Here is an 18,586-nt window from a genome sequence, read left to right on the forward strand (position 1 = left end):
TACAGGAATGCAATCTGTGTAGGAGCTGCCGAAGGCTGCGATCTTGTGATCTTTTCTTTAACCGCGCTTGAGGATCTGGTCCATCACCCAATCGGTTTTCAGCGCTTCCCCAGCCACCGACGGATGCTGCGCTTCACCGCGTATATGCGCGTTCATGCCCAACACGTGATGCCACTGGATGTGCGCATGGTTGTCGATGTTCAGGCTGAGCTGTTCATCGGCATGCAACTCAACCGGATACTCATCAAACACCGAAAAACTGATCCGGCCTTTGCTACCGATCACCTCGACACGGTCTTCGCGGCGATCGGCAACGAAATTCCAGCAGCCCATGCCCATCGCTCCCGAGGCAAACCGCCAACTGGCACTGACGGCATCTTCGGCGGCATACAAACCAGCCTGCCGCGCAGTGAAGCCGGCGACTTCGACAATATCGCCCAGCAGGTACTGGAAGAGGTCAAAGCCATGGCTGGCCAGATCGGCGAAGTAACCGCCGCCGGCAATCGCCGGATCGGTTCGCCAGTTGCCCGCGCCCTGCAGATCCGTCGCCGACGGCGCTTTGGTCAGTGTCCAGGTCAGGTGTCGAACCTCGCCGATCCGCCCCTGCTCCAGCCACTGCCGCACCTGCTGGAAGCGCGGCAGTGAACGTCGGTAGTAGGAAACGAACAGGTGCAGCCCGGCATCGGCAAAGATTTTTTGCATCTCACGACTTAGCCCGGCATTCAGCGACATCGGTTTTTCGACGCAGCAATGCTTGCCTGCGGCGGCGACCTTCAGGGCGTAAGCGTGATGACTGTCGGGCCGCGTGGCGATGTACACCGCGTCCACTTCGGGATCGTTGATCAACGCGTCGACATCGGTGTAGACCCGGGCGATGCCGTGACGCGCGGCATAGTCGCTGACTGCCTCCAGCCGCCGCCCCATCACCGCCACCAGCGCCGAGCCGGGTGCCTTGTAGAAGGCCGGCCCGCTCTTGCGCTCGGCAACGCTGCCGCAACCGATCATGCCCCAGCGCACCACGTTCATAGTCATTCCTTGATGATTAGCCGATACGCAGTGCACGCAGATCCAGTCGGCCGTCCTTCAGCGGCGGACACCAGTAGTAGCCACCGGTGATCGGTCGGCTGATGCGGTACAAACCGTCGGTGATGCCGTCTTCCAGCCCGCTCATGCGCCGCAGCTGAACTTCGAAGGCGTCGAGGGAAAAACCGAAGGCGAGGAACATCAGGCCGGCACGCTCGTCTTCGATCCACGGCATCGAACGACGGACCACGAACGCCTCGGGTGCGAAACTTTCCTGGGCGGTGCGTTTGACGTGGGCGGAGATCGGCGCGTCATCGAGTTCTTCGTTGTCGCTCAGGCGGCGACCCATGATGTCGTCCGTTTCATGGGATGGCATCGCGTGAAAGCGCTGGAGGTCATGCTGCCATTGCTGGATCGCGGCGAAGCTGCCGCCGATCATGCCTTCAGCGCCCTGGCCAACCAGTGCGGCAGCCGCAGCGGCTTCATCGCGAGGGTTCTCGGTGCCATCTTCGTAGCCGGTCAGGTCGTGGCCATCGCGGTGGCGGAAGCCTTCGGTCACCTGCACCAGGCGCAACGCCGGTGCCAGTGCGGCGGCAAAGGCGTTGCTGCGATTGAGCAACTCGCCACGGTCAGTGCCGTGCAACCAGCACCACAGCGCCTGCTGCGTAGACGGATTGTCCATGCCGACGCCGGTCATTGCCGGAAACACCCGCAACCCTTCGATGTTGCAATCGAGCGCCTTGACCAGGGATTCACCGAAACCGACCACTGCCGACTTGCCGTCCACCAGATGCATCAACTTATCGAGTGCCGCCGGCAGTTCAGCAGCAGATTCGAGAGCAAAGAACATGTGGCGGGCGTGAGGCGGAACAGGGGTGGCGAGAATGCCCGGCTGGTAGTGACTCATGTGAACTCCTTTAGAAAGAGCGCGAAGTTTAACCGCAGCACCGGCTGTTGTGTGCTCAAAGGTCAAAAGTCGCGTTTCAAGAACCGACTAAAGCGGTCTACGCTTGAGGCACAAGATCCAAACCCTTGCCCCCTCTACTCTGCCCATCGCCGCTCGATTGACTTAAAAAGTCGGGTCATTAGGGCGTATAACCTTTGAAGCGATTTCCGAACGGCAAGCCATCAGCGTACGGCTGACATTTCACACGGGGTAGCGACATGAGCACAGCAGATCTCCTTGGCAACCTGTTTCCCGAGGCCGGCAGCATCCCGGAAAAATACCGTCTCGACGGCCAGATCGAGCAACGCGAATACCTGGTCGACGGCGTCTTGAAAACCTGGCCCGGCGCCCTCGCCCAAGTGCGCAGCCCGGTGTACCTGAGCGGCGCGAATGGCGACGAACAAGTGATCCTCGGCAGCACGCCGCTGCTTGACGCCGAAACCGCCTTGACCGCTCTCGACGCCGCCGTCCGCGCCTATGATCGCGGCCAGGGTTTGTGGCCGACGATGCGCGTGGCCGAGCGTATCCAGCACGTCGAAACCTTCCTCGGGCGCATGCGTGAGCAACGCGAGGCGGTGGTCAAGTTGCTGATGTGGGAAATCGGCAAGAACCTCAAGGATTCCGAAAAAGAGTTCGACCGCACCTGCGATTACATCGTCGACACGATCAATGCCCTGAAGGAACTCGACCGCCGCTCCAGCCGCTTCGAACTGGAGCAAGACACCCTCGGCCAGATCCGCCGCGTACCGATGGGCGTAGCGCTGTGCATGGGGCCTTACAACTATCCGTTGAACGAAACCTTCACCACGCTGATTCCGGCGCTGATCATGGGCAACACCGTGGTGTTCAAACCGGCGAAACTCGGCGTGCTGTTGATTCGCCCATTGCTGGAAGCCTTCCGCGACAGCTTCCCGGCCGGGGTGATCAACGTGATCTACGGCAGCGGTCGCGAAACGGTCAGCGCGCTGATGGCCAGCGGCAATATCGACATCTTTGCGTTTATCGGCACCAACAAAGCCGCCAGTGACCTGAAAAAACTGCATCCACGTCCGCACCGCTTGCGTGCCGCGCTGGGGCTGGATGCGAAGAACCCCGGCATCGTCCTCCCGGAAGTGGATCTGGACAACGCCGTGAACGAAGCCGTTACCGGCTCCCTGTCATTCAACGGCCAGCGCTGCACCGCGCTGAAAATCCTCTTCGTCCATGAAGATGTGGTCGATGCGTTCATCGAGAAATTCAACGCCAAACTCGCCACCCTCAAACCGGGCATGCCGTGGGAAAGTGGCGTGGCCCTGACGCCGCTGCCGGAATCGGGCAAGGTCGATTATCTGCATTCGCTGGTGGCCGACGCCGTCGGCAAAGGGGCGAAAGTGGTGAACCCCAATGGCGGCGAGGCTCGCGCATCGTTCTTCTACCCCGCCGTGCTGTATCCGGTGACGCCGCAGATGCGCGTCTATCAGGAAGAACAATTCGGCCCGGTGGTGCCGATCGTGCCCTACCGGCATCTGGACACGGTGATCGATTACGTCCTGGAATCGGACTTCGGCCAGCAACTGAGCATCTTCGGCACCAACCCGGTCGCGGTTGGCCGCCTGGTCGACACCTTTGCCAACCAGGTCGGGCGCATCAATCTCAACGCCCAGTGCCAGCGCGGCCCCGACACGTATCCGTTCAACGGCCGCAAAAACTCCGCCGAGGGCACCTTGTCGGTGCATGACGCCTTGCGGGTGTTTTCGATCCGCACGTTGGTGGCAACCAAATTCCAGGAGACCAACAAGGATCTGATCAGCGAGATCATCAGCGGCCGCAGTTCGAGCTTCCTGACCACTGACTACATCTTCTGAGGAGCGCAAACCTGAGCACATCCACCGCGCTTCGCCTGCCACCGCTACTGCGCCGGTTACTGCGTCCGTTGCTGGACCCGTACCGGCGCTATCGCCATGCGCGGATGATCCATGCGGTGCGTGTGTCGCTCGGGTTATTGGCGTCGATCGCGCTGACCACCGGCATCAACCTGCCTCACGGTGAATGGGCGTCGGTGACGATGCTGGTGGTGATCGGCGGCTTGCAGCATCACGGCAACATCGGCAAAAAAGCTGCGGAACGGGCCATCGGAACCCTGGTTGGAGCGGCTGTCGGACTTGTTCTGGTGGTCCAGCAATCCTGGCTCGGCATGCCGTGGCTGACCTATTTCGCGATGGCCGTGGTGTGCGGTTTTTTCTCGTACCACGCCATCGGCAAAGGTGGATACACCGCGTTGCTGGCGGGAATTACCGTATTTATCGTCGCTGGGCACGGTGACAATCCAGTCGCTGACGGGTTGTGGCGCGGGGTGGATATCCTGATCGGTATCGCTCTGGCATTGGCGTTTTCCTTCGCGCTGCCGCTGTATGCGGTTTATTCCTGGCGCTACAACCTGGCTGACGCCCTGCGTGATTGCGCGACAATCTATGGGCGCATTATCAACGGCCAACCCGTCACCGCTGACGAACACCTCAAACTCATGGGGCGCCTGAATGCCGTGATGGTGCAACTGCGTTCGCTGATGCCATCGGTATCCAAGGAGGTGAAGATTTCCATGAACGAACTCGACGCCATTCAGCGTCAGCTACGCCTGTGTGTCAGTACGCTGGAGATTCTTGCCAATGCCCGACCGGATACCAGTGACCCCGAGACCGTGGCTCGCCTGCGCTCGGCATTGAAAGCAGAGCACCGGCTGATCCACGTGCAACTGATTGGCATGGCCCGGGCGCTGAAGACCGGCGTCGTCCATCGCTTGAATCGCCCCATGGAGTTGCCGATCGTCAGCCTCGATGCTCCGGTCTACAACGCCCTCGACGGTTACCGTTTGTTGACTCAACAACTGGCCGCGAACATTGGCGAGATGCGCCAGCGCCTGGCCAAAACTGCGCCGCGCTGGAACATCTGACTTATTGCGTTACCGTGCGCCGAAACTTCAGGCTCCAGCCCTGCTGCATGCCCGCAGCCGCCAGCAGAATCGCGGCAACCCCGAGCCATTGCAGTGGTTCCAGACGATGGCCGAAGGCAAACCAGTCGACGAAAATCGCTGCGATCGGATAAATGAACGACAGCGCGCCGGTCAGCGCCGTCGGCAGTTTCTGGATCGCGCCGTACAGCAGCACATACATCACGCCCGTGTGCACGATACCCAGCGTGATCAGGCTGGCCCAGGCACTCGGCGCTTGCGGCAGCGCTGAAAAGTGCGCGAACGGCGCGAGCAACAGCACGCCTGTGCTGACCTGGATCAACGCGATCAGATGCGGCGGCGTGCCGGTCAGGCGCTTGATGATCAACGCGGCTATCGCATAAAGGAACGCAGCGCCCAGTGCCAAAGCAATACCCAGCAAGTACTCGCTGCCGCTCTCGCCCTGCCCGCCATGGGCGCTGACAATCGCCAGCATCCCGAGAAACGAGACACCCAGCCACGCCATTTTCTGCAAGGTGATCTTCTCGTTGAGAAACACCGCGGCCAGACCCACCAGCATGAACGGCTGAACGTTGTAGACCGCGGTGCCGATGGCAATCGAGGCGCGAGAATAGGACGCGAACAACAGCACCCAGTTGCCAACAATCGCCACCCCGCTGAGCACGGCCAACAGGAACGTGGTACGGGTCAGAATGTCGGGGCGCAGGAAGCCGAATACCGCGCAAATCAGCAGCAGCGTGCCAGCACCGAACAGGCAGCGCCAGAACACCACGTCCAGCACCGGTTGCCCGGACACCAGCACAAACCAGCCGATGGTTCCGGAGATCAGCATGGCGGCGGTCATTTCGAACGAGCCGCGACGTATTGTGTTGTCCATCTTCAGACTCCTTTGTTGATGGGCAAATTATGCCGATCAGCCTTGGGGCTTCTCCAGCGCAAAAAGCAGGCTAAACTCGGAATCTGCCTTTAATGCGAAGGCAATTTTGAAAAACTGCCTAATTGAGGTTTTGGCCATGACCGATGATATCGACCAAGTGCTGATCACGGCATTGATGGAAGACTCGCGACGTTCGCTCAAGGCCCTGGCGCAAATCAGCGGCCTGTCTTCGCCCAGCGTCGCCGAACGCCTGCGTCGCCTCGAAGAACGCGGCGTGCTCAAGGGCTACACCGTGGAAATCGACCCGAAATGCTTCGGCTACCAACTCCAGGCCATCGTGCGCGTTCGCCCGCTACCAGGCCAGTTGCAGGAGGTCGAACGGCAGATCATGGCCATTCCCGAATTCACCGAGTGCGACAAGGTGACTGGCGACGACTGTTTCATCGCCCGCCTGCACGTGCGCTCGATGGAACAACTGGACACCCTGCTCGATCGCCTCAACACCCACGCGGAAACCAACACCGCGATCGTCAAGAAAACCCCGGTCAAGCGCCGATTGCCGCCGATGGCGTGATCGCGCGGCCAAATCGCAGGCAAGAAAAAACCCGCCGAAGCGGGTTTTTTACTCATTGCCGACGATTAATCATCGCGGCTCATGATGCCGAACAGCTGCAACAAGCTGATGAACAGGTTGTAGATCGATACATACAGGCTGATGGTCGCCATGATGTAGTTGCGCTCGCCGCCATGAATGATGGCGCTGGTCTGGAACAGAATGCAGACCGAGGAGAACAGCACGAAACCTGCGCTGATCGCCAGTTGCAGGCCGCTGATCTGGAAGAAGAAGCTCGCCAGCGTCGCGCCCAGCAGGACAAAGAAGCCTGCGGTGATGAAACCGCCGAGGAAGCTCATGTCCTTGCGGGTGATCAGCACGTAGGCCGACAGGCCACCGAACACCAGTGCCGTCATCGCAAAGGCCGAGCTGACCACTTCAGCGCCGCCCTGCATACCCAGGTAACGGTTGAGGATCGGGCCGAGCAGGAAACCCATGAAACCGGTCAGGGCAAATGCCGACACCAGGCCCCACGCGGAATCACGGAGTTTGTTGGTGAGGAAGAAAAGGCCATAGAAGCCGATCAGCACCACGAAGATGTTCGGGTAACCGACGCGCATCTGCTGAGCAACGAAGGCCATCACACCGCTGAATGCGAGGGTGAGTGCGAGCAAGCCGTATGTGTTGCGCAGGACGCGGCTAACCTCTAGCTGCTCAGCCTGCAAGCTGTTATTAACTGCGTAATCCTGTTCGCGCATGGCGACACTCCTGTTGGTTTGAAACGTTCAGTCGCAAAGATAATAACAGACGCTCTGTAACAAGCTATGCAGAGAGTTTGACAGTGTGTTTCATTCAGGTATTATGGCGCCCGCAACGCAAACGGAGGTGTGGCCGAGTGGTTTAAGGCAACGGTCTTGAAAACCGTCGACTGTAACAGGTCCATGAGTTCGAATCCCATCGCCTCCGCCATCTTTATACGACAAAGCCCTGATTATTCAGGGCTTTGTCGTTTCTGGGGTTTGGCCGGAATCTCGACAGCAGGCAAGTGTTCCATAACTATTTTGGAAGTGTTCCATAACTAGGCCTCCATCCCCCTTCTTCCGGCGTCCTGCCGACCGTTAAAAATCCTTCATGTAACGCGGTGCTACGCTGACCTCATAACCGAGGATTCGCCATGCCAAATTCAGATTTACTCCCTTCCCTGCTATTCAAAATCAACGAAAATCAGCTCGCCCTGGAGGCTGCCATCATGGAGCTTTCCAATTGGGTCGAGCAGCGCGGTGCAGCCGAGGTTGCCGAAAACGTGCGCGGCGCGCTAGAAGCGATCGACCGGAACGAAGAATTCATCAAGATGACGCTCGCCGTCATGATGACGCCGGAGTGAAAACATTTCGTCGCGGGATCCTCGCCGAAACCTCTCGCCTCGATTGCTGTATATCCAAACAGTATTGGTAAGGCGCAAAATGGACCGCTATGAACTAGAAGACACCGACTACTGGCTCGGCAGCCCGACGCCTCTCGAAACCTGCCGGCACTCCTTGCGCATCTACGAGAATGAAGTCCAGGAACTGACCCTGCAGCTGCGCCAGGCTCGGGAGAAAATTAACACGCTGGTCGAGATGCATACCGAAGCGATCAGTCAGCGTGATGAAGCCATGGCGAATTTGCGGGAGCGATCCGGTGAATCGGCCAAGCTACGAAAGCAACTTTACGATTTGGAGATATCGGCAAGAGGGCATCAGCGCGAAGCTGAGAGGCTACGGGGAATACTGGACGGTCTGATAGCCCAACCAAAAACAATCATCTAACTCTGGGGGCGGTACATACCTTCATCGGACACATGAAAACTGAATGTACCAGTAGTTTGATTGCATCCAAAAACTACTGGAGCCCGAATTTATGACTGATCCGCCCTCCGCGTTTGCGCCCTCCGCATCAATTTTGTATTGGCCGTTGCAAGCATCATGCATCTGCTTATAAGCATCCTCGCGGCGCTGCTTGCGCACAAAATCAGCGCCATCATTCAAATACTTGACGAGCCCGGCTCTCGAACCTTCGTTCACCGGCGCATACGCTGAGCCAGAGTTTGGTGAAGACACCATCTGCGCGGAAGTGCAACCGACCAAACCCAAAATACTGAAAGCGGTGACCAGCAATTTTGTTTGCTTCATTCTGTAAGCCTATCCTTGGGGAAAAGTCCTTCCTCTATACCGACCTTGCGCCGCCTAATCAACCTCACGCCAGCGGACTAGCAGCGTATTGTTCACGGGATATCAACCAACCCGTCGTACGCATGTTCACAGGTCATTCCCCTTGCTCGGGCTTGGTCAGCAACTGCAGCCATGTCGCCCGCTCTTTCATCAGCGCGCTTGAGCACGTCGGCAAGCACCATTGCGGCGCGGGCAGCTGCCTTGCTTGCGGCGGCAGTGCAGGAATTGCCGCGGGCTTCACTGGCTGCGAGTCGACTGGCAAGGTTGTCGGCTGCGCCGCGCAGGCCGTCAGCAGAAGCGCGAGCAGCGGCAGCATCAGCCGTGACTTGATCAATGATCTGTTGGCCATCTTGAACCGCCTTGTTGATTGATTGTTGGTAGGCCTGCTCCCGGGTTCGCTCGGTAGCTTCGTTGAGCTTTTTCGCCTCGGCGTCACGGGCATCACGGGCATTCCAATCGATCTGCCATTTGACGTCCGTGACGGACACGCCGTGGTGATAGGCTCCGAACAGAGCAGCAGTCAGAAGCGCGATCGCCGCCATGAAGGGTAGGATTCGCAGCCAGAATGGTTTCATGGCACATCCTTGAAGAAGACATGGCCGCCCAGCCTCAGGGTCTGTTTCGCCTTCGCGGCCCAGCCTGGCGGTGTTTTCATGGCGATCGCGTAGTAATGCGTGGCACCACCGGTGGGATCCGGCACCTTGCCGTCGATCACCTGGTCAGCGGCAATCCGTGCCTGTGCCAACTCGCGGAACGGGATCTGCTTCACGCCGATCAGAAACTGGTAGTTCGGGTCTGTCTTGTTCCAGCAGCTGAACTGGTACGGCTTCTGGCACACACCTGTGTAGCCCTCCCCCCACCACGACTTATCCTTTCCATCATTCACCCGGTTGCGGATGGTCCAGGCCGCCGCGATCTGGCCGCTCACACCTTCGCCGCGCGCCTCACCCCACAGCGTTCGGGCGAGTACGTCGCGGTCTTTATCAATTACGGTCATCACATTTCTCCAGGCAAAAAAATACCGGCTACTTCGCCGGCTTTTGAGTGGCTTTGTTTGTCAGGCGGTAGGCAGTGCTGAAGCAGAGACCGAGAGATCCATTCCACTGGTTGGCTGGGTGGGCCAAGTCACCTGGGAATACCAACCAGACTGCGCGGTTACACGACCGAGAAGAATTGAGTAGTTTTTCCACTTCGTCAGTTGGGCTTTTCGTAGCGGATATTCAGCCTGCTCATCGGGAGTGGCAGCAAACTCCTCTTGCCCTTCCACCCCGATGTTTTCGATGGCGCTTTCAAGGTCGCTGATACGGTTGGTAAGAGCAGTTTTTTGCGCAGATGCCAACTGGACAAAGCCCTGCAGCTTGGCACTTTGCGCCGCCAGAATCTCTGCCTCGGTAGGTGGCTCTGGCTCGGGTGGTGGTGGCGGCACTATCGGACCGACGTGAAATCCATTCGTAATGGTGACCTCCAGTCCGTTGGTCAGTCCGTCAACAGCCTCAATGTATTGGGCTTCAGTGATCTCAATTCCGCCCTCGATCGGGTCAGTTCCTGCTTGGTTAAAGGAGGCATACCACATCTATTTGATCCTCATGTAGTAAGTGGCCCCGATGTTCTTGCTGCGGGTTTCCAGACCGATACGGGGTGTACCGTTAGTGCCATCGTTCGCTGCTGCGCCTGTGTCAGACGGATTGGTGGAGTACCGATTGGGGGTGGCGGAGTTCTGCACGTCGATGTTCGCAGTGGAGCCGATGCCTCGGCTGTGCACGTGCCCCTGCATTTGGTCGTTTTCAAGGGTGCCCGCAGAACCAGCTCGCAATGCTCGACGCTCAGTATTGATCAGAGAGACCGTCAGGCCGTTGACTGGGCTTCCTGCCAGGCTGATAACCGCCGTGGCAAGCACCAGCGGCACCGATCCGGTAACACTTTCGGAGACCAGAACCCCGGTATTGAACGCATCGGCCGCCGTGAGCTTGATGTAGCGATAATTTGGGCTCGTCGTCGACGGGACACTGACGCCAGCCATGTGATCAAACACCGGAATCGGCACGCCGATCGGCATGTACATCCACGCATCGCTACTGGCTACTGGTAAAGGGTCGAGAAGGACCATATCCGTGCCGTCGTATTCAACGTCGGAGAGCTGACCTAATGCGATTACGGCCGTGATTTTTACGCCTGTCGCATCGTACTGTTTGAGGCTCTTTGCGCTCAGCCCGGAAACACTAAGCGTGTTCGCGCCAGATCCTGAAGCGTGAAACTTAACGCGAAATCTCTGGTTAGCCACATACGCAGTTATCGCGACAAATGGCGTGATAGTGAAAGAAGGCGCCGTGCCCGCCGATGTGAAGGCCGTAGCGTCCTGCGTGACCAACTGGGTCGGAAGTGACAAATCCAGAGGTCCGACATCAAGCCATAACGTATTGGCGCTATTGCGCCGCTTCTGGCGCCCCGTCCCCGTGTCTGCCCATGGTTGGCATGGAAACGTAGGGTTTGGCGCCCCCGCTCCGCTACTCAGAGACGCGAGCGCCTGCAGAGCAGCATTCATATCCGTGCGAACCGTCAACCCTGGACCGTTTGCAACGTCCATATCGTGCTGCGACATAAATCAGTACCCCTTGGAGATGTAGTCAATCGTGCGGCCTGATACGGCGACCCCACTGGAGTTGCGGATGAATACCGTGAAACCGTTGGCGGTCTTGGCGGACACATCGAAGTAGTCGCCTGTGGCCAGGCTTTGCGCGGTCAGGCTCACAGCGGGTGAGGCGTTGAATGGCGGGCTGTAGGTAATGGCCAGTCCACCGACTGGTACCGGGATGTCATTCCCGCTATCGATGCGATCAGGCATATCGATCACTACTTCGAGCTTCGAGACGTCGATCCAGTTTGAGGTTTTCTCTACCGAGCCACGCAGCTGGAAGTCGAACTGCCGAGCCCGGTAATCCCCCACAACAAACGGCTTCCAAGCCGACCACACCGCCGGCGATACATCCGAGGTGCGCACCCACAGCGACAACATGGCTCCGTTCGGTGGATCGCCATCAATGCTTTCAATTGTGTCAAAGTCGGCAAGCGTGTCGATGTAAGTCCCGTCGTCGTACAGCGCCGCCGCCACATCGGCTGTCAGGCGACAGTCATAGACGTAGCCAAGATCGGCGGGCGCCGCAAAGCTGTAGGTAAACGCCAGCAACGAGCCACCGAATTTGTCGACTTCACCCAGCCATCCGTCGAGATCAAAGATGTCGTCGAAAGCTCCGGAACCGCCCATTTTCAGCAATCCGCCAGAAGCCGATGCGTTGATGGCGACACCCGGGAAGGCCGGCGACTCGGCGAGCGACAGCACAACGTTTGCCGGTAGAGGCACCTGTGCATCTGACCAGACTTCAGTCACAGGCCCGCCAACCCCTGATGAGTCGACGGCGCGGGCAAGGTACTTGCCGGGTAGCAACGCCACCACCGCCGAAGTCGAGCGCCCCGCCGCATCGGTCAGAGGCAAGGCCGCATCCCAGTTGGCTGATGTGTTGCGCGAGTGACGGATGGAGATGCTGCCACCCAGCTTCACGTCGAGCTCTGGAACTGGGTCCCAGGCCAACGTGGCCACGCTGTTGATCACGTCCAGGCGTAAGCCCGTCAGTGCTGTCGGCGGCGCCAGAAGAGCCTGGGCATTGTAGGTCTGCAACGAAGCCGGACCAGCAAGTCCCAGCACGGATTTCGGCGCAATTCGAACTGACCACAAGCCGGAGGATGCCGAATCGAAATCAACCGTCGGCGTCGAGATCTCGGCGAAATACTCCCAGTTGCCACCGGGTCTCATGACTTCGATCTGGTAGCGCATCGCCCGGGCAGGTGGCGTCCAGCTCACCGTGAGTCGTGCTGCCGCCAATCCGGTGCCGGTGTCATACAGCGACTCAGTGAATGTCATCTGACCGACGGCAGCCGGGGCGCCGAGGTTGACGATGCTGGTCGGATTGTCGACGTCAGGCGTACCAAATTCGACTTGATCGAACTTGTCCGGGTCATACGCCACAGCGCTGATCGCGTAAGTACCGTCATCCCCTTCGCTGACGCCGACAATGCGGAACTTCTGCGTTTCCAGTGCGGCCGTCGAGAACGCCCACGGCGTCGAAGCGAGTGGATCGGCGGCCAGCGGTGGCGAAACGGCGATTGACGTTGCCCCCGCCCCAACTGTGACAGATGCGCTCGCATACGAGCCATTAGCCGTGATGAGGCTGACGACACCTGCACCGGCCAAGCCGATTGGCGCATCCAACAGCAGGTTCGACGCCGTGCTGCCCGGCAACAGTCGACCGCCGTTGCGCGCGCCAGCCCGGTTCGCATCGGCAACATCGACGATGTCGCCTGGCAATGGGATCGCGCCGTCCGCGCCGACGGCAAACGTCACCGCTTCGCTTTCGGCGTACAACAACCAGCGCCCCAGGCGACGGGCTTGCCCGCGCGACGTGCAGCCGATGGCGACCACATCGCTTTGCTGGATGCGCCCCCATTTGGCGATAAGCTCAGGGCGTTCAACGATCTCGACCGACTGCTTGTACTGTTGCAGCGGGTCGTTCCAGGTGACGGCCGCGACGTTGTAGCGCTGATCCGAAGCCACCGACTGATAGTTGAAATCGCCGCCGACCACGTTGGAGTTGTTGAACAGGTAACGACTGGAGCGCGGCGCGTCCTGCACAGCGGTCAGCGTTCCACCCGCCCAGAAGCAGATCGCACGGAACACCGACACCATGTCGTTGACCAGTTTCCAGGCGTCCTGTTGCGTGGTCAGTGCCAGGTTGCAGGTAAAGCGCGGCTCAGTGCCACCGTATCCGTTCGGGACCATCACGTCGCAGTACTGCGCAATGCTGTACAGCGAGTACTTGTCGATCAAGGCTGAATCGAGCAAACCACCCAGCCCGTAGCGGGTGTTGGTCAGCATGTCGTACCAGATCCAGGCCGGGTTATCGGTCCAGGTGCGATAGAACGTGCCATTCCAAGAACCGATGTATTGGCGAGTGACGGCGTTGTAGTTGCTCGGCACCAGAACCAGCATGCCTTTGACCATGAACGACATGCGCGGAATGCTGGAGAACTGCTGCGCATCGAGCGAGATGCCAATCAGCGCCGTATTCGGATAGCGAAACTTTTCATCCCACAACAGGGTATAGCTGTCGAAGAAGGTGCGGTTCTGGATCGCCGCAGAGCCCGAGTCGGCAGACAGGCGCGTCGCACGAACGTAGCGCGGCAGGCCGCCAGAAGCCGGAAGACGCACGTAATAGGAGAACTGCGTGCGACTCATGGTCTTGCCGGTGATCGTCAGGTCAGCGCAGAGCGGAAACCACGCACTGGTGCCGAGCTTGCCCTCCAGGCGGAAGCTGACCGTGGAGCCGTTGGTGTCACCGTTCTGGATATTTTGCTCTGACAGTTGCGGAACGCTGATGGTGATTCGCGTGGCGTCGACGTCTGTGTCAGTAATGGCGCGCTCAATGGCAGCGCCAGCCTTCATCTCGACGCCGACGGTCTGCTCAGCTTCCAGGCCGGTGATCGGCATGTAAGCCTGGCCCTGCGTGCCATTGCGGTTATCCAGCCCCACGCTCGCAAAGTTGTAGCTGCCGTCCGGGTTCTGAAGCGGAACGTCATCAAAATAGGTGCCCATCGGGCCGCCCAGCACGCCGGCAATCGGCCCCTCCGATATCACGTGCAGAATACGGACGTGCTGGCTTGAACGGATGCTGTCCGGGGCTTCTACAGCTGCCCTCGAAGAACCGCCGCCACCTCCACCGCCCTTGCCACCACCCTTTCTGCCGACAATGACTTCACTCATACAGGAATAGCCTCCGCCCAGGTGCCGACCGAAACGACGCTGGAGCCGACCAGCATCTTGCCGTAAACGATGGGAACGGGGAGACCTTGCTGCGTTGAGTTGAAGGCGCCGTTGAAGAGGTAGCTCGGTTTGTTTTCTGAGGCTGCTTGCTCTTGCTGGCTTGCGGCTTTTGGCACAGGGGACAACATCTGCAGTACGCCGCCAGCGACCATCCCGATACCTACACTGACCAGCGCGGCGCCACCAGCCCAAGAGGTGAACGAGCCAACTACGATAAGCGCAACTCCCACTATGGTCTGGAGCAGTCCGCCACTTTTGCTGCCTGAGATTACCGGGACAATTCGGATCTCAGTCGTCCCGCTCATGGTGAACCTGTCTTCACCGACATTCTCGCGATTGCGGAAAATTGCATACCGAACGCCGCGGCGCGCAGATTCGCGAATAAAATCCTCGAAACCAGGAATAGTGTGTTTCAGTGCGCTGAAACCCTCAGTGGTGGTGCCGGTTTCGAGCTGGCGAAAGTGTTGACGGCCGAAAGCCTTAGCCAAACTGCCAGATAGCAAAATCAGGGTCATAGCCTTGTTGTTGGCGGCATTCATACTTATCTCCGGGCAATAAAAAACCGCCCGGAGGCGGTGGTTTAATTGGAGAGCTATCTGCCCTCGTAATCGACATATGGCGCTAAGTAAAACCCTTGTATGTCTCCATTTAATCTGAAGAGACTCTCTTGTTTGGCGTGGATATTCGCGGTGATCGTCTTGATTGCGGCCCCCCCGCATAATCCAGAACCCGAAGGGCCTGATCCCAGGTTTATGATTCCAGGCTGAACATAAAAACTCGCTTTCTCTCCAGGACCAATTTTGCCCGCTCGCTTACCATCGATATAGACCAAGACATCACAGCCAGAGCCAGTAAACCCGGTGTCGCGGATGACTGAAATCTTCTCAGAATTCTCCGGGCTTTTCTCCTGAAAGCCATATAGCTCATCGGCTGGCACATTTTCCGCCCTGTTAGGTGGAGTCGGTGAGGTTGCGCATCCCGCAAGCGCGATCAGCGCCAAAGCCCCTAAGAACAGTTTCATGTCGTTCCCTCGTTGAGATATCGCAAGACTTTATCACCAACGAGGAAGCAACACGAAAGCCTCGTATGGTCTGCCATCCAATCAAAACCGCATCGCCTCCCAAGGTATTCAAACGTCAATAGTCGACAAAAACATTAATAGAGAGGAGTGAGAGAATGAGTCCACTTACTGTCAGTCCCGCTCTATTTCTCTATAGATGATCTTAAGAACTGCTTGCAACCAAGAGAAGTCGCACTATACCTACATGGTGGCACTTAGGCATTGCTAGGAGATCGAAATTGAAACCAAAAGTTCTGCTACTAAGCTTCCCTCTATTTTTATCTGGATGCATTCCATTCACCGATGGCACGCTTGGTGAGGAAGGTTATGTCTGGTGCAACAACAGATACTTGGCCCCAAATGGTGCCCCATTTACAATGGATGTTACGGGAACGGTTGCAGTGCAAGGGTATATGTACGGCCTTGCCGCAGCGCTTGTCCTTCAGCAGGACAATAGCGAAGGGGATGCCCATCATTTTACAAAGCCACCTAGACTCGTTCAGCTAGACGCGGCTCCCCGCAAAGCCTCTGGCTTTGAAGCTAGTACATTTCGACTGAAGCCTGTTACTCCCGACGTTAAGGAAGAAATTATCATCGCCTTTGCAGGTTCAAATGACTGGGCGGACTGGTTCACCAATATCAACCCCCTCCCGAATCGGACACAGTACAATCAGGCGGTTGCTTATGTGCTCGAAATGACAGCCCGCCCTGACGTCGCTGGAAAACGATTAGTAGTAACAGGAATATCGCTAGGCGGAGCGCTAGCTGTACATGTTACAAAAAACCCAGCCACAAGCGCTCTAATCAGTGAGACATGGGCGATCAACTCCAGCCCAAGAACCTATGCTGACAGCGAGAGAGACAAACGGATCTGGTCCGTCGCCTCGGACAAAGAGGCCCTTACGTGGTCTCGCAAACCTGGATTTCATCCCTATGCGGGTTGGGGGCTTATCAAGGGAGATCCTGATCACTCCGCGCAGGACTTTAACCTCATTGATTCGAATCTCTTTTATGCTCACTACCGCTGGGGGATCGCTCGCCAAATGCTTTTCGTTGCCGACTATAAACTCTCCAAAAGAGGATCAGTCAATGAGTGGACGGAGCCACTTGCCATTCTGCATAACAGCAAATTCAAATCCTGTGAGCCACCATACAAACTCCCCCCAAAGGAAGCTATTCAACCAAGTTCGCCCACTCCGCCTGATTACTCTGGCTATGAACCATTAATAGCCCCCCAATAACACTCAAAAGCCTAGGAGCCAAGAAAACCAAACGCTGAGCTGCCTGAAGCGATTTCATCGAAATATCCATAAGTTATTTGGCGAAATAGCTGAGGTTGCTCGCTCCACGCAATTGGATTGATATTTTTGTGCCTAAGGATATGCGTCGTGCATTCCCGGTAGGCCGCGCCGTACACCTCACGGCAACTCAGCCGACCATATAGGTGATGCAGCAGAACGTCGCCGTCCAGCCAGATCGCACCGTGACACGGTGTTGGGCTACCGATCGCCATGACGATCAGATCGCCACTCTGCGGAGTATCCACCTGCACGAAACCAGCCTTAGTGAAGTTGTCGACGTAGAGGTTCTCGCCGTTGTGCCACCAGTCATCCTTGCGGTAGAAGTCCATCAAGTCGACGCCAAGCACTTGCCGGTAGTAGTCGCGGACCAGGGTGTAACAGTCAATCACGCCGTGGACGAAGACCCGGCCTTCCAGCGGCATTTCACCCGAAGCCGGCATTTCGTGCCAGGTTGCAACCGCATCCTTCAGCCCAACGATCCACCACGCCATACGGCTCACCGCGTGGCTGGCGATGTCGTGCAAGCTCGGTTCAGGACCGGCGTCCGGGTGCGAGTGCACGATAGCGACAATGTCTCCCTTGTCCTCCGCAGCGGCGTAGTCTTCCGGGTGCAGGACGAAGTGGTCCGGTTCTTCCGACTGATTGCGGCACGGCTCATATCGTGGCTTGCCGCGCACGCTGACGATCAGGCCGACCGACTCGCGTGGGTACTCCGCACGCGCGTGCGCCTCGGCATCAGCCCGGCACTTGTTGAAAAGTTTGCTCATGATCAGAGTCTCGGAACGCGCGATATACCCGGAAAGCCACCAAACGGCAACTCGTCATTGGCGCCAAACCGCAGCTTGCAGCCAGCCACAGTACGACTGCACTGGTCCTTGGAAAGGTCGCTGGTCGGACGGTTGGCATAATCCGCCACAGGCCCGCCAGCCCAACCGCATTCACCCGAGCGATATGCCCACAAGCAAGTGCCCGCCACCACCTGCCGACGCGGCAGCTTGACGCCCTGCAGGTCGAGCGGCGAGCCAAGATCAAACTCGACCGCTGCCGGGGTTTCATTGACCTTCCGCGTGATGAACCATGTCTCGACCGGGTATTCCTCAGCCGGGTTGGCTGTAGGGTTACCAGCAGAGAAGTTCACTGCATCCAGGTACTTCACCAGAGTGCGGCGGCGTTTGAGCTTTGCCCAAAGCAGGTCGTCGTATTGCCGACACAACGCTGAAATGGTGCCACCGAAGTTGCCGACCTGCAGCTTTGGGCGGGCCGGTGATCCTTGGCTGGGCGTAGCAAACTCGACGGCATTGATAGGCCAGGGCACATATGTATTGCCCTGCCACACGACAGATCCGAGATTTTCGTTGGTTCCTGCGTGAAAGCGGATGGTCTGGTCAGTGAGAACCAATTCGAATCCCTCCCAGATCACCATCCCCGTAGCCAACGAGAGCTGCCCCTGCAACTCGCTCATTCGAACACCTCTTCAAAAGCAGCTGATAGGTTGGATGCGCCATAGGCGATATCGCCTCGCGTCCATTCCCGACAAACAAAAACCCCGGCAGATTGGCCAGGGTGGGTGTAGCTGAAGGCTTCGACGGCGCCTCGCGCAGAAAGGAAAGCATCGATTTCTGCGATCACCTCCGTTCTGTTCTTGAACGTCAGTGAGAACTTGCGTGGCAGGCGGTTGATGCCGGACGCTTGCCGCTGCTCGTAGTTGTCGCCGAACTTGATGACCTTGACGGTCGGAGCGACTGTTTTCGAGGCGTCATAACCCGCTTTCCAGGTGAAGACCTGCATGACTCCTCC

21 protein-coding genes and 1 tRNA gene are annotated in these 18,586 nt (G+C 58.1%); 7 read left to right on the forward strand and 15 right to left on the reverse strand.

Going from position 1 to position 18,586, the window contains the following annotated elements; translation table 11 throughout:
* Positions 1 to 57: 57 nt before the first annotated feature.
* Positions 58 to 1,026, reverse strand: coding sequence for a Gfo/Idh/MocA family protein (locus ACW9JC_RS00625; protein ID WP_457452912.1), 969 nt, complete (start codon positions 1,024 to 1,026; stop codon positions 58 to 60).
* 16 nt (positions 1,027 to 1,042) lie between these two features.
* Positions 1,043 to 1,930 (reverse strand): Dyp-type peroxidase, encoded by an 888-nt coding sequence (locus tag ACW9JC_RS00630; RefSeq protein ID WP_457452913.1) that lies wholly within the window; start codon positions 1,928 to 1,930, stop codon positions 1,043 to 1,045.
* 257 nt (positions 1,931 to 2,187) lie between these two features.
* On the opposite strand from ACW9JC_RS00630, the gene ACW9JC_RS00635 reads away from it, so the two are divergent.
* On the forward strand, positions 2,188 to 3,813 hold the full coding sequence (locus tag ACW9JC_RS00635) for an NADP-dependent glyceraldehyde-3-phosphate dehydrogenase (RefSeq protein WP_457452915.1): 1,626 nt from the start codon (positions 2,188 to 2,190) through the stop codon (positions 3,811 to 3,813).
* Positions 3,814 to 3,917: 104 nt separating this feature from the next.
* Positions 3,918 to 4,898: an FUSC family protein gene (locus ACW9JC_RS00640; RefSeq protein ID WP_457453088.1), complete on the forward strand. Its 981-nt coding sequence runs from the start codon at positions 3,918 to 3,920 to the stop codon at positions 4,896 to 4,898.
* A gap of 1 nt (position 4,899) precedes the next feature.
* Here the strand turns inward: ACW9JC_RS00640 and ACW9JC_RS00645 are convergent, their stop codons facing one another.
* Complete coding sequence (locus ACW9JC_RS00645) at positions 4,900 to 5,793, reverse strand: DMT family transporter (RefSeq protein ID WP_457452917.1); 894 nt, start codon at positions 5,791 to 5,793, stop codon at positions 4,900 to 4,902.
* 136 nt (positions 5,794 to 5,929) lie between these two features.
* Here ACW9JC_RS00645 and ACW9JC_RS00650 point away from each other — a divergent pair, with 136 nt between their 5' ends.
* Positions 5,930 to 6,367, forward strand: a complete 438-nt coding sequence (locus tag ACW9JC_RS00650) for an Lrp/AsnC family transcriptional regulator (protein WP_272602465.1) — start codon at positions 5,930 to 5,932, stop codon at positions 6,365 to 6,367.
* A 65-nt stretch (positions 6,368 to 6,432) separates the two neighbouring features.
* On the opposite strand, the gene ACW9JC_RS00655 is transcribed toward ACW9JC_RS00650, so the two are convergent.
* Positions 6,433 to 7,104 carry a Bax inhibitor-1/YccA family protein gene (locus tag ACW9JC_RS00655; protein WP_338581136.1) on the reverse strand — a complete coding sequence of 224 codons (672 nt, stop codon included), beginning with the start codon at positions 7,102 to 7,104 and terminating at the stop codon, positions 6,433 to 6,435.
* A gap of 123 nt (positions 7,105 to 7,227) precedes the next feature.
* Between ACW9JC_RS00655 and ACW9JC_RS00660 the strand changes: the two genes are divergently transcribed.
* The 3 genes from ACW9JC_RS00660 (at position 7,228) to ACW9JC_RS00670 (ending at position 8,154) form a co-directional block, all read left to right on the forward strand.
* A tRNA-Ser gene (locus tag ACW9JC_RS00660) sits at positions 7,228 to 7,315 on the forward strand.
* 205 nt (positions 7,316 to 7,520) lie between these two features.
* On the forward strand, positions 7,521 to 7,730 hold the full coding sequence (locus ACW9JC_RS00665; RefSeq protein WP_457452918.1) for a hypothetical protein: 210 nt from the start codon (positions 7,521 to 7,523) through the stop codon (positions 7,728 to 7,730).
* 79 nt (positions 7,731 to 7,809) lie between these two features.
* Positions 7,810 to 8,154: a hypothetical protein gene (locus ACW9JC_RS00670; RefSeq protein ID WP_457452919.1), complete on the forward strand. Its 345-nt coding sequence runs from the start codon at positions 7,810 to 7,812 to the stop codon at positions 8,152 to 8,154.
* 21 nt (positions 8,155 to 8,175) lie between these two features.
* Here ACW9JC_RS00670 and ACW9JC_RS00675 read toward each other — a convergent pair whose 3' ends face one another.
* From ACW9JC_RS00675 to ACW9JC_RS00710, 8 genes are all read right to left on the reverse strand, one after another.
* Positions 8,176 to 8,517 (reverse strand): hypothetical protein, encoded by a 342-nt coding sequence (locus tag ACW9JC_RS00675; RefSeq protein WP_457452921.1) that lies wholly within the window; start codon positions 8,515 to 8,517, stop codon positions 8,176 to 8,178.
* A gap of 92 nt (positions 8,518 to 8,609) precedes the next feature.
* Positions 8,610 to 9,131 carry a DUF2514 family protein gene (locus ACW9JC_RS00680; RefSeq protein ID WP_457452923.1) on the reverse strand — a complete coding sequence of 174 codons (522 nt, stop codon included), beginning with the start codon at positions 9,129 to 9,131 and terminating at the stop codon, positions 8,610 to 8,612.
* Positions 9,128 to 9,553, reverse strand: a complete 426-nt coding sequence (locus ACW9JC_RS00685; RefSeq protein WP_457452924.1) for a cell wall hydrolase — start codon at positions 9,551 to 9,553, stop codon at positions 9,128 to 9,130. Before ACW9JC_RS00685 ends, ACW9JC_RS00680 begins: the two co-directional genes overlap by 4 nt.
* Before the next feature lie 60 nt (positions 9,554 to 9,613).
* Positions 9,614 to 10,129: a hypothetical protein gene (locus ACW9JC_RS00690; RefSeq protein ID WP_457452925.1), complete on the reverse strand. Its 516-nt coding sequence runs from the start codon at positions 10,127 to 10,129 to the stop codon at positions 9,614 to 9,616.
* Positions 10,130 to 11,155 (reverse strand): hypothetical protein, encoded by a 1,026-nt coding sequence (locus ACW9JC_RS00695; protein WP_457452926.1) that lies wholly within the window; start codon positions 11,153 to 11,155, stop codon positions 10,130 to 10,132.
* Positions 11,156 to 11,158: 3 nt separating this feature from the next.
* A complete protein-coding gene (locus tag ACW9JC_RS00700; RefSeq protein WP_457452927.1) occupies positions 11,159 to 14,368 on the reverse strand; it encodes a host specificity protein J in 3,210 nt (1,069 codons plus the stop codon).
* A complete protein-coding gene (locus ACW9JC_RS00705) occupies positions 14,365 to 14,967 on the reverse strand; it encodes a tail assembly protein (protein ID WP_457452929.1) in 603 nt (200 codons plus the stop codon). The genes ACW9JC_RS00700 and ACW9JC_RS00705 overlap by 4 nt, the downstream gene beginning before the upstream one ends.
* A 53-nt stretch (positions 14,968 to 15,020) precedes the next feature.
* Positions 15,021 to 15,449, reverse strand: coding sequence for a hypothetical protein (locus tag ACW9JC_RS00710; RefSeq protein WP_457452930.1), 429 nt, complete (start codon positions 15,447 to 15,449; stop codon positions 15,021 to 15,023).
* 278 nt (positions 15,450 to 15,727) lie between these two features.
* Between ACW9JC_RS00710 and ACW9JC_RS00715 the strand changes: the two genes are divergently transcribed.
* Positions 15,728 to 16,729: a hypothetical protein gene (locus tag ACW9JC_RS00715; RefSeq protein WP_457452931.1), complete on the forward strand. Its 1,002-nt coding sequence runs from the start codon at positions 15,728 to 15,730 to the stop codon at positions 16,727 to 16,729.
* Between the two features lie 11 nt (positions 16,730 to 16,740).
* Here ACW9JC_RS00715 and ACW9JC_RS00720 read toward each other — a convergent pair whose 3' ends face one another.
* Genes ACW9JC_RS00720 through ACW9JC_RS00730 form a run of 3 tightly spaced genes read right to left on the reverse strand, consistent with a single transcriptional unit; the run spans position 16,741 to position 18,577 of the window.
* Positions 16,741 to 17,556 (reverse strand): C40 family peptidase, encoded by an 816-nt coding sequence (locus ACW9JC_RS00720; RefSeq protein ID WP_457452933.1) that lies wholly within the window; start codon positions 17,554 to 17,556, stop codon positions 16,741 to 16,743.
* A gap of 2 nt (positions 17,557 to 17,558) precedes the next feature.
* On the reverse strand, positions 17,559 to 18,251 hold the full coding sequence (locus ACW9JC_RS00725; RefSeq protein WP_457452935.1) for a phage minor tail protein L: 693 nt from the start codon (positions 18,249 to 18,251) through the stop codon (positions 17,559 to 17,561).
* Positions 18,248 to 18,577: a phage tail protein gene (locus tag ACW9JC_RS00730; RefSeq protein WP_457452936.1), complete on the reverse strand. Its 330-nt coding sequence runs from the start codon at positions 18,575 to 18,577 to the stop codon at positions 18,248 to 18,250. The genes ACW9JC_RS00725 and ACW9JC_RS00730 overlap by 4 nt, the downstream gene beginning before the upstream one ends.
* Between the last annotated feature and the right edge of the window lie 9 nt (positions 18,578 to 18,586).

The sequence above is a fragment of the Pseudomonas sp. SDO5591_S426 genome, assembly GCF_054070755.1.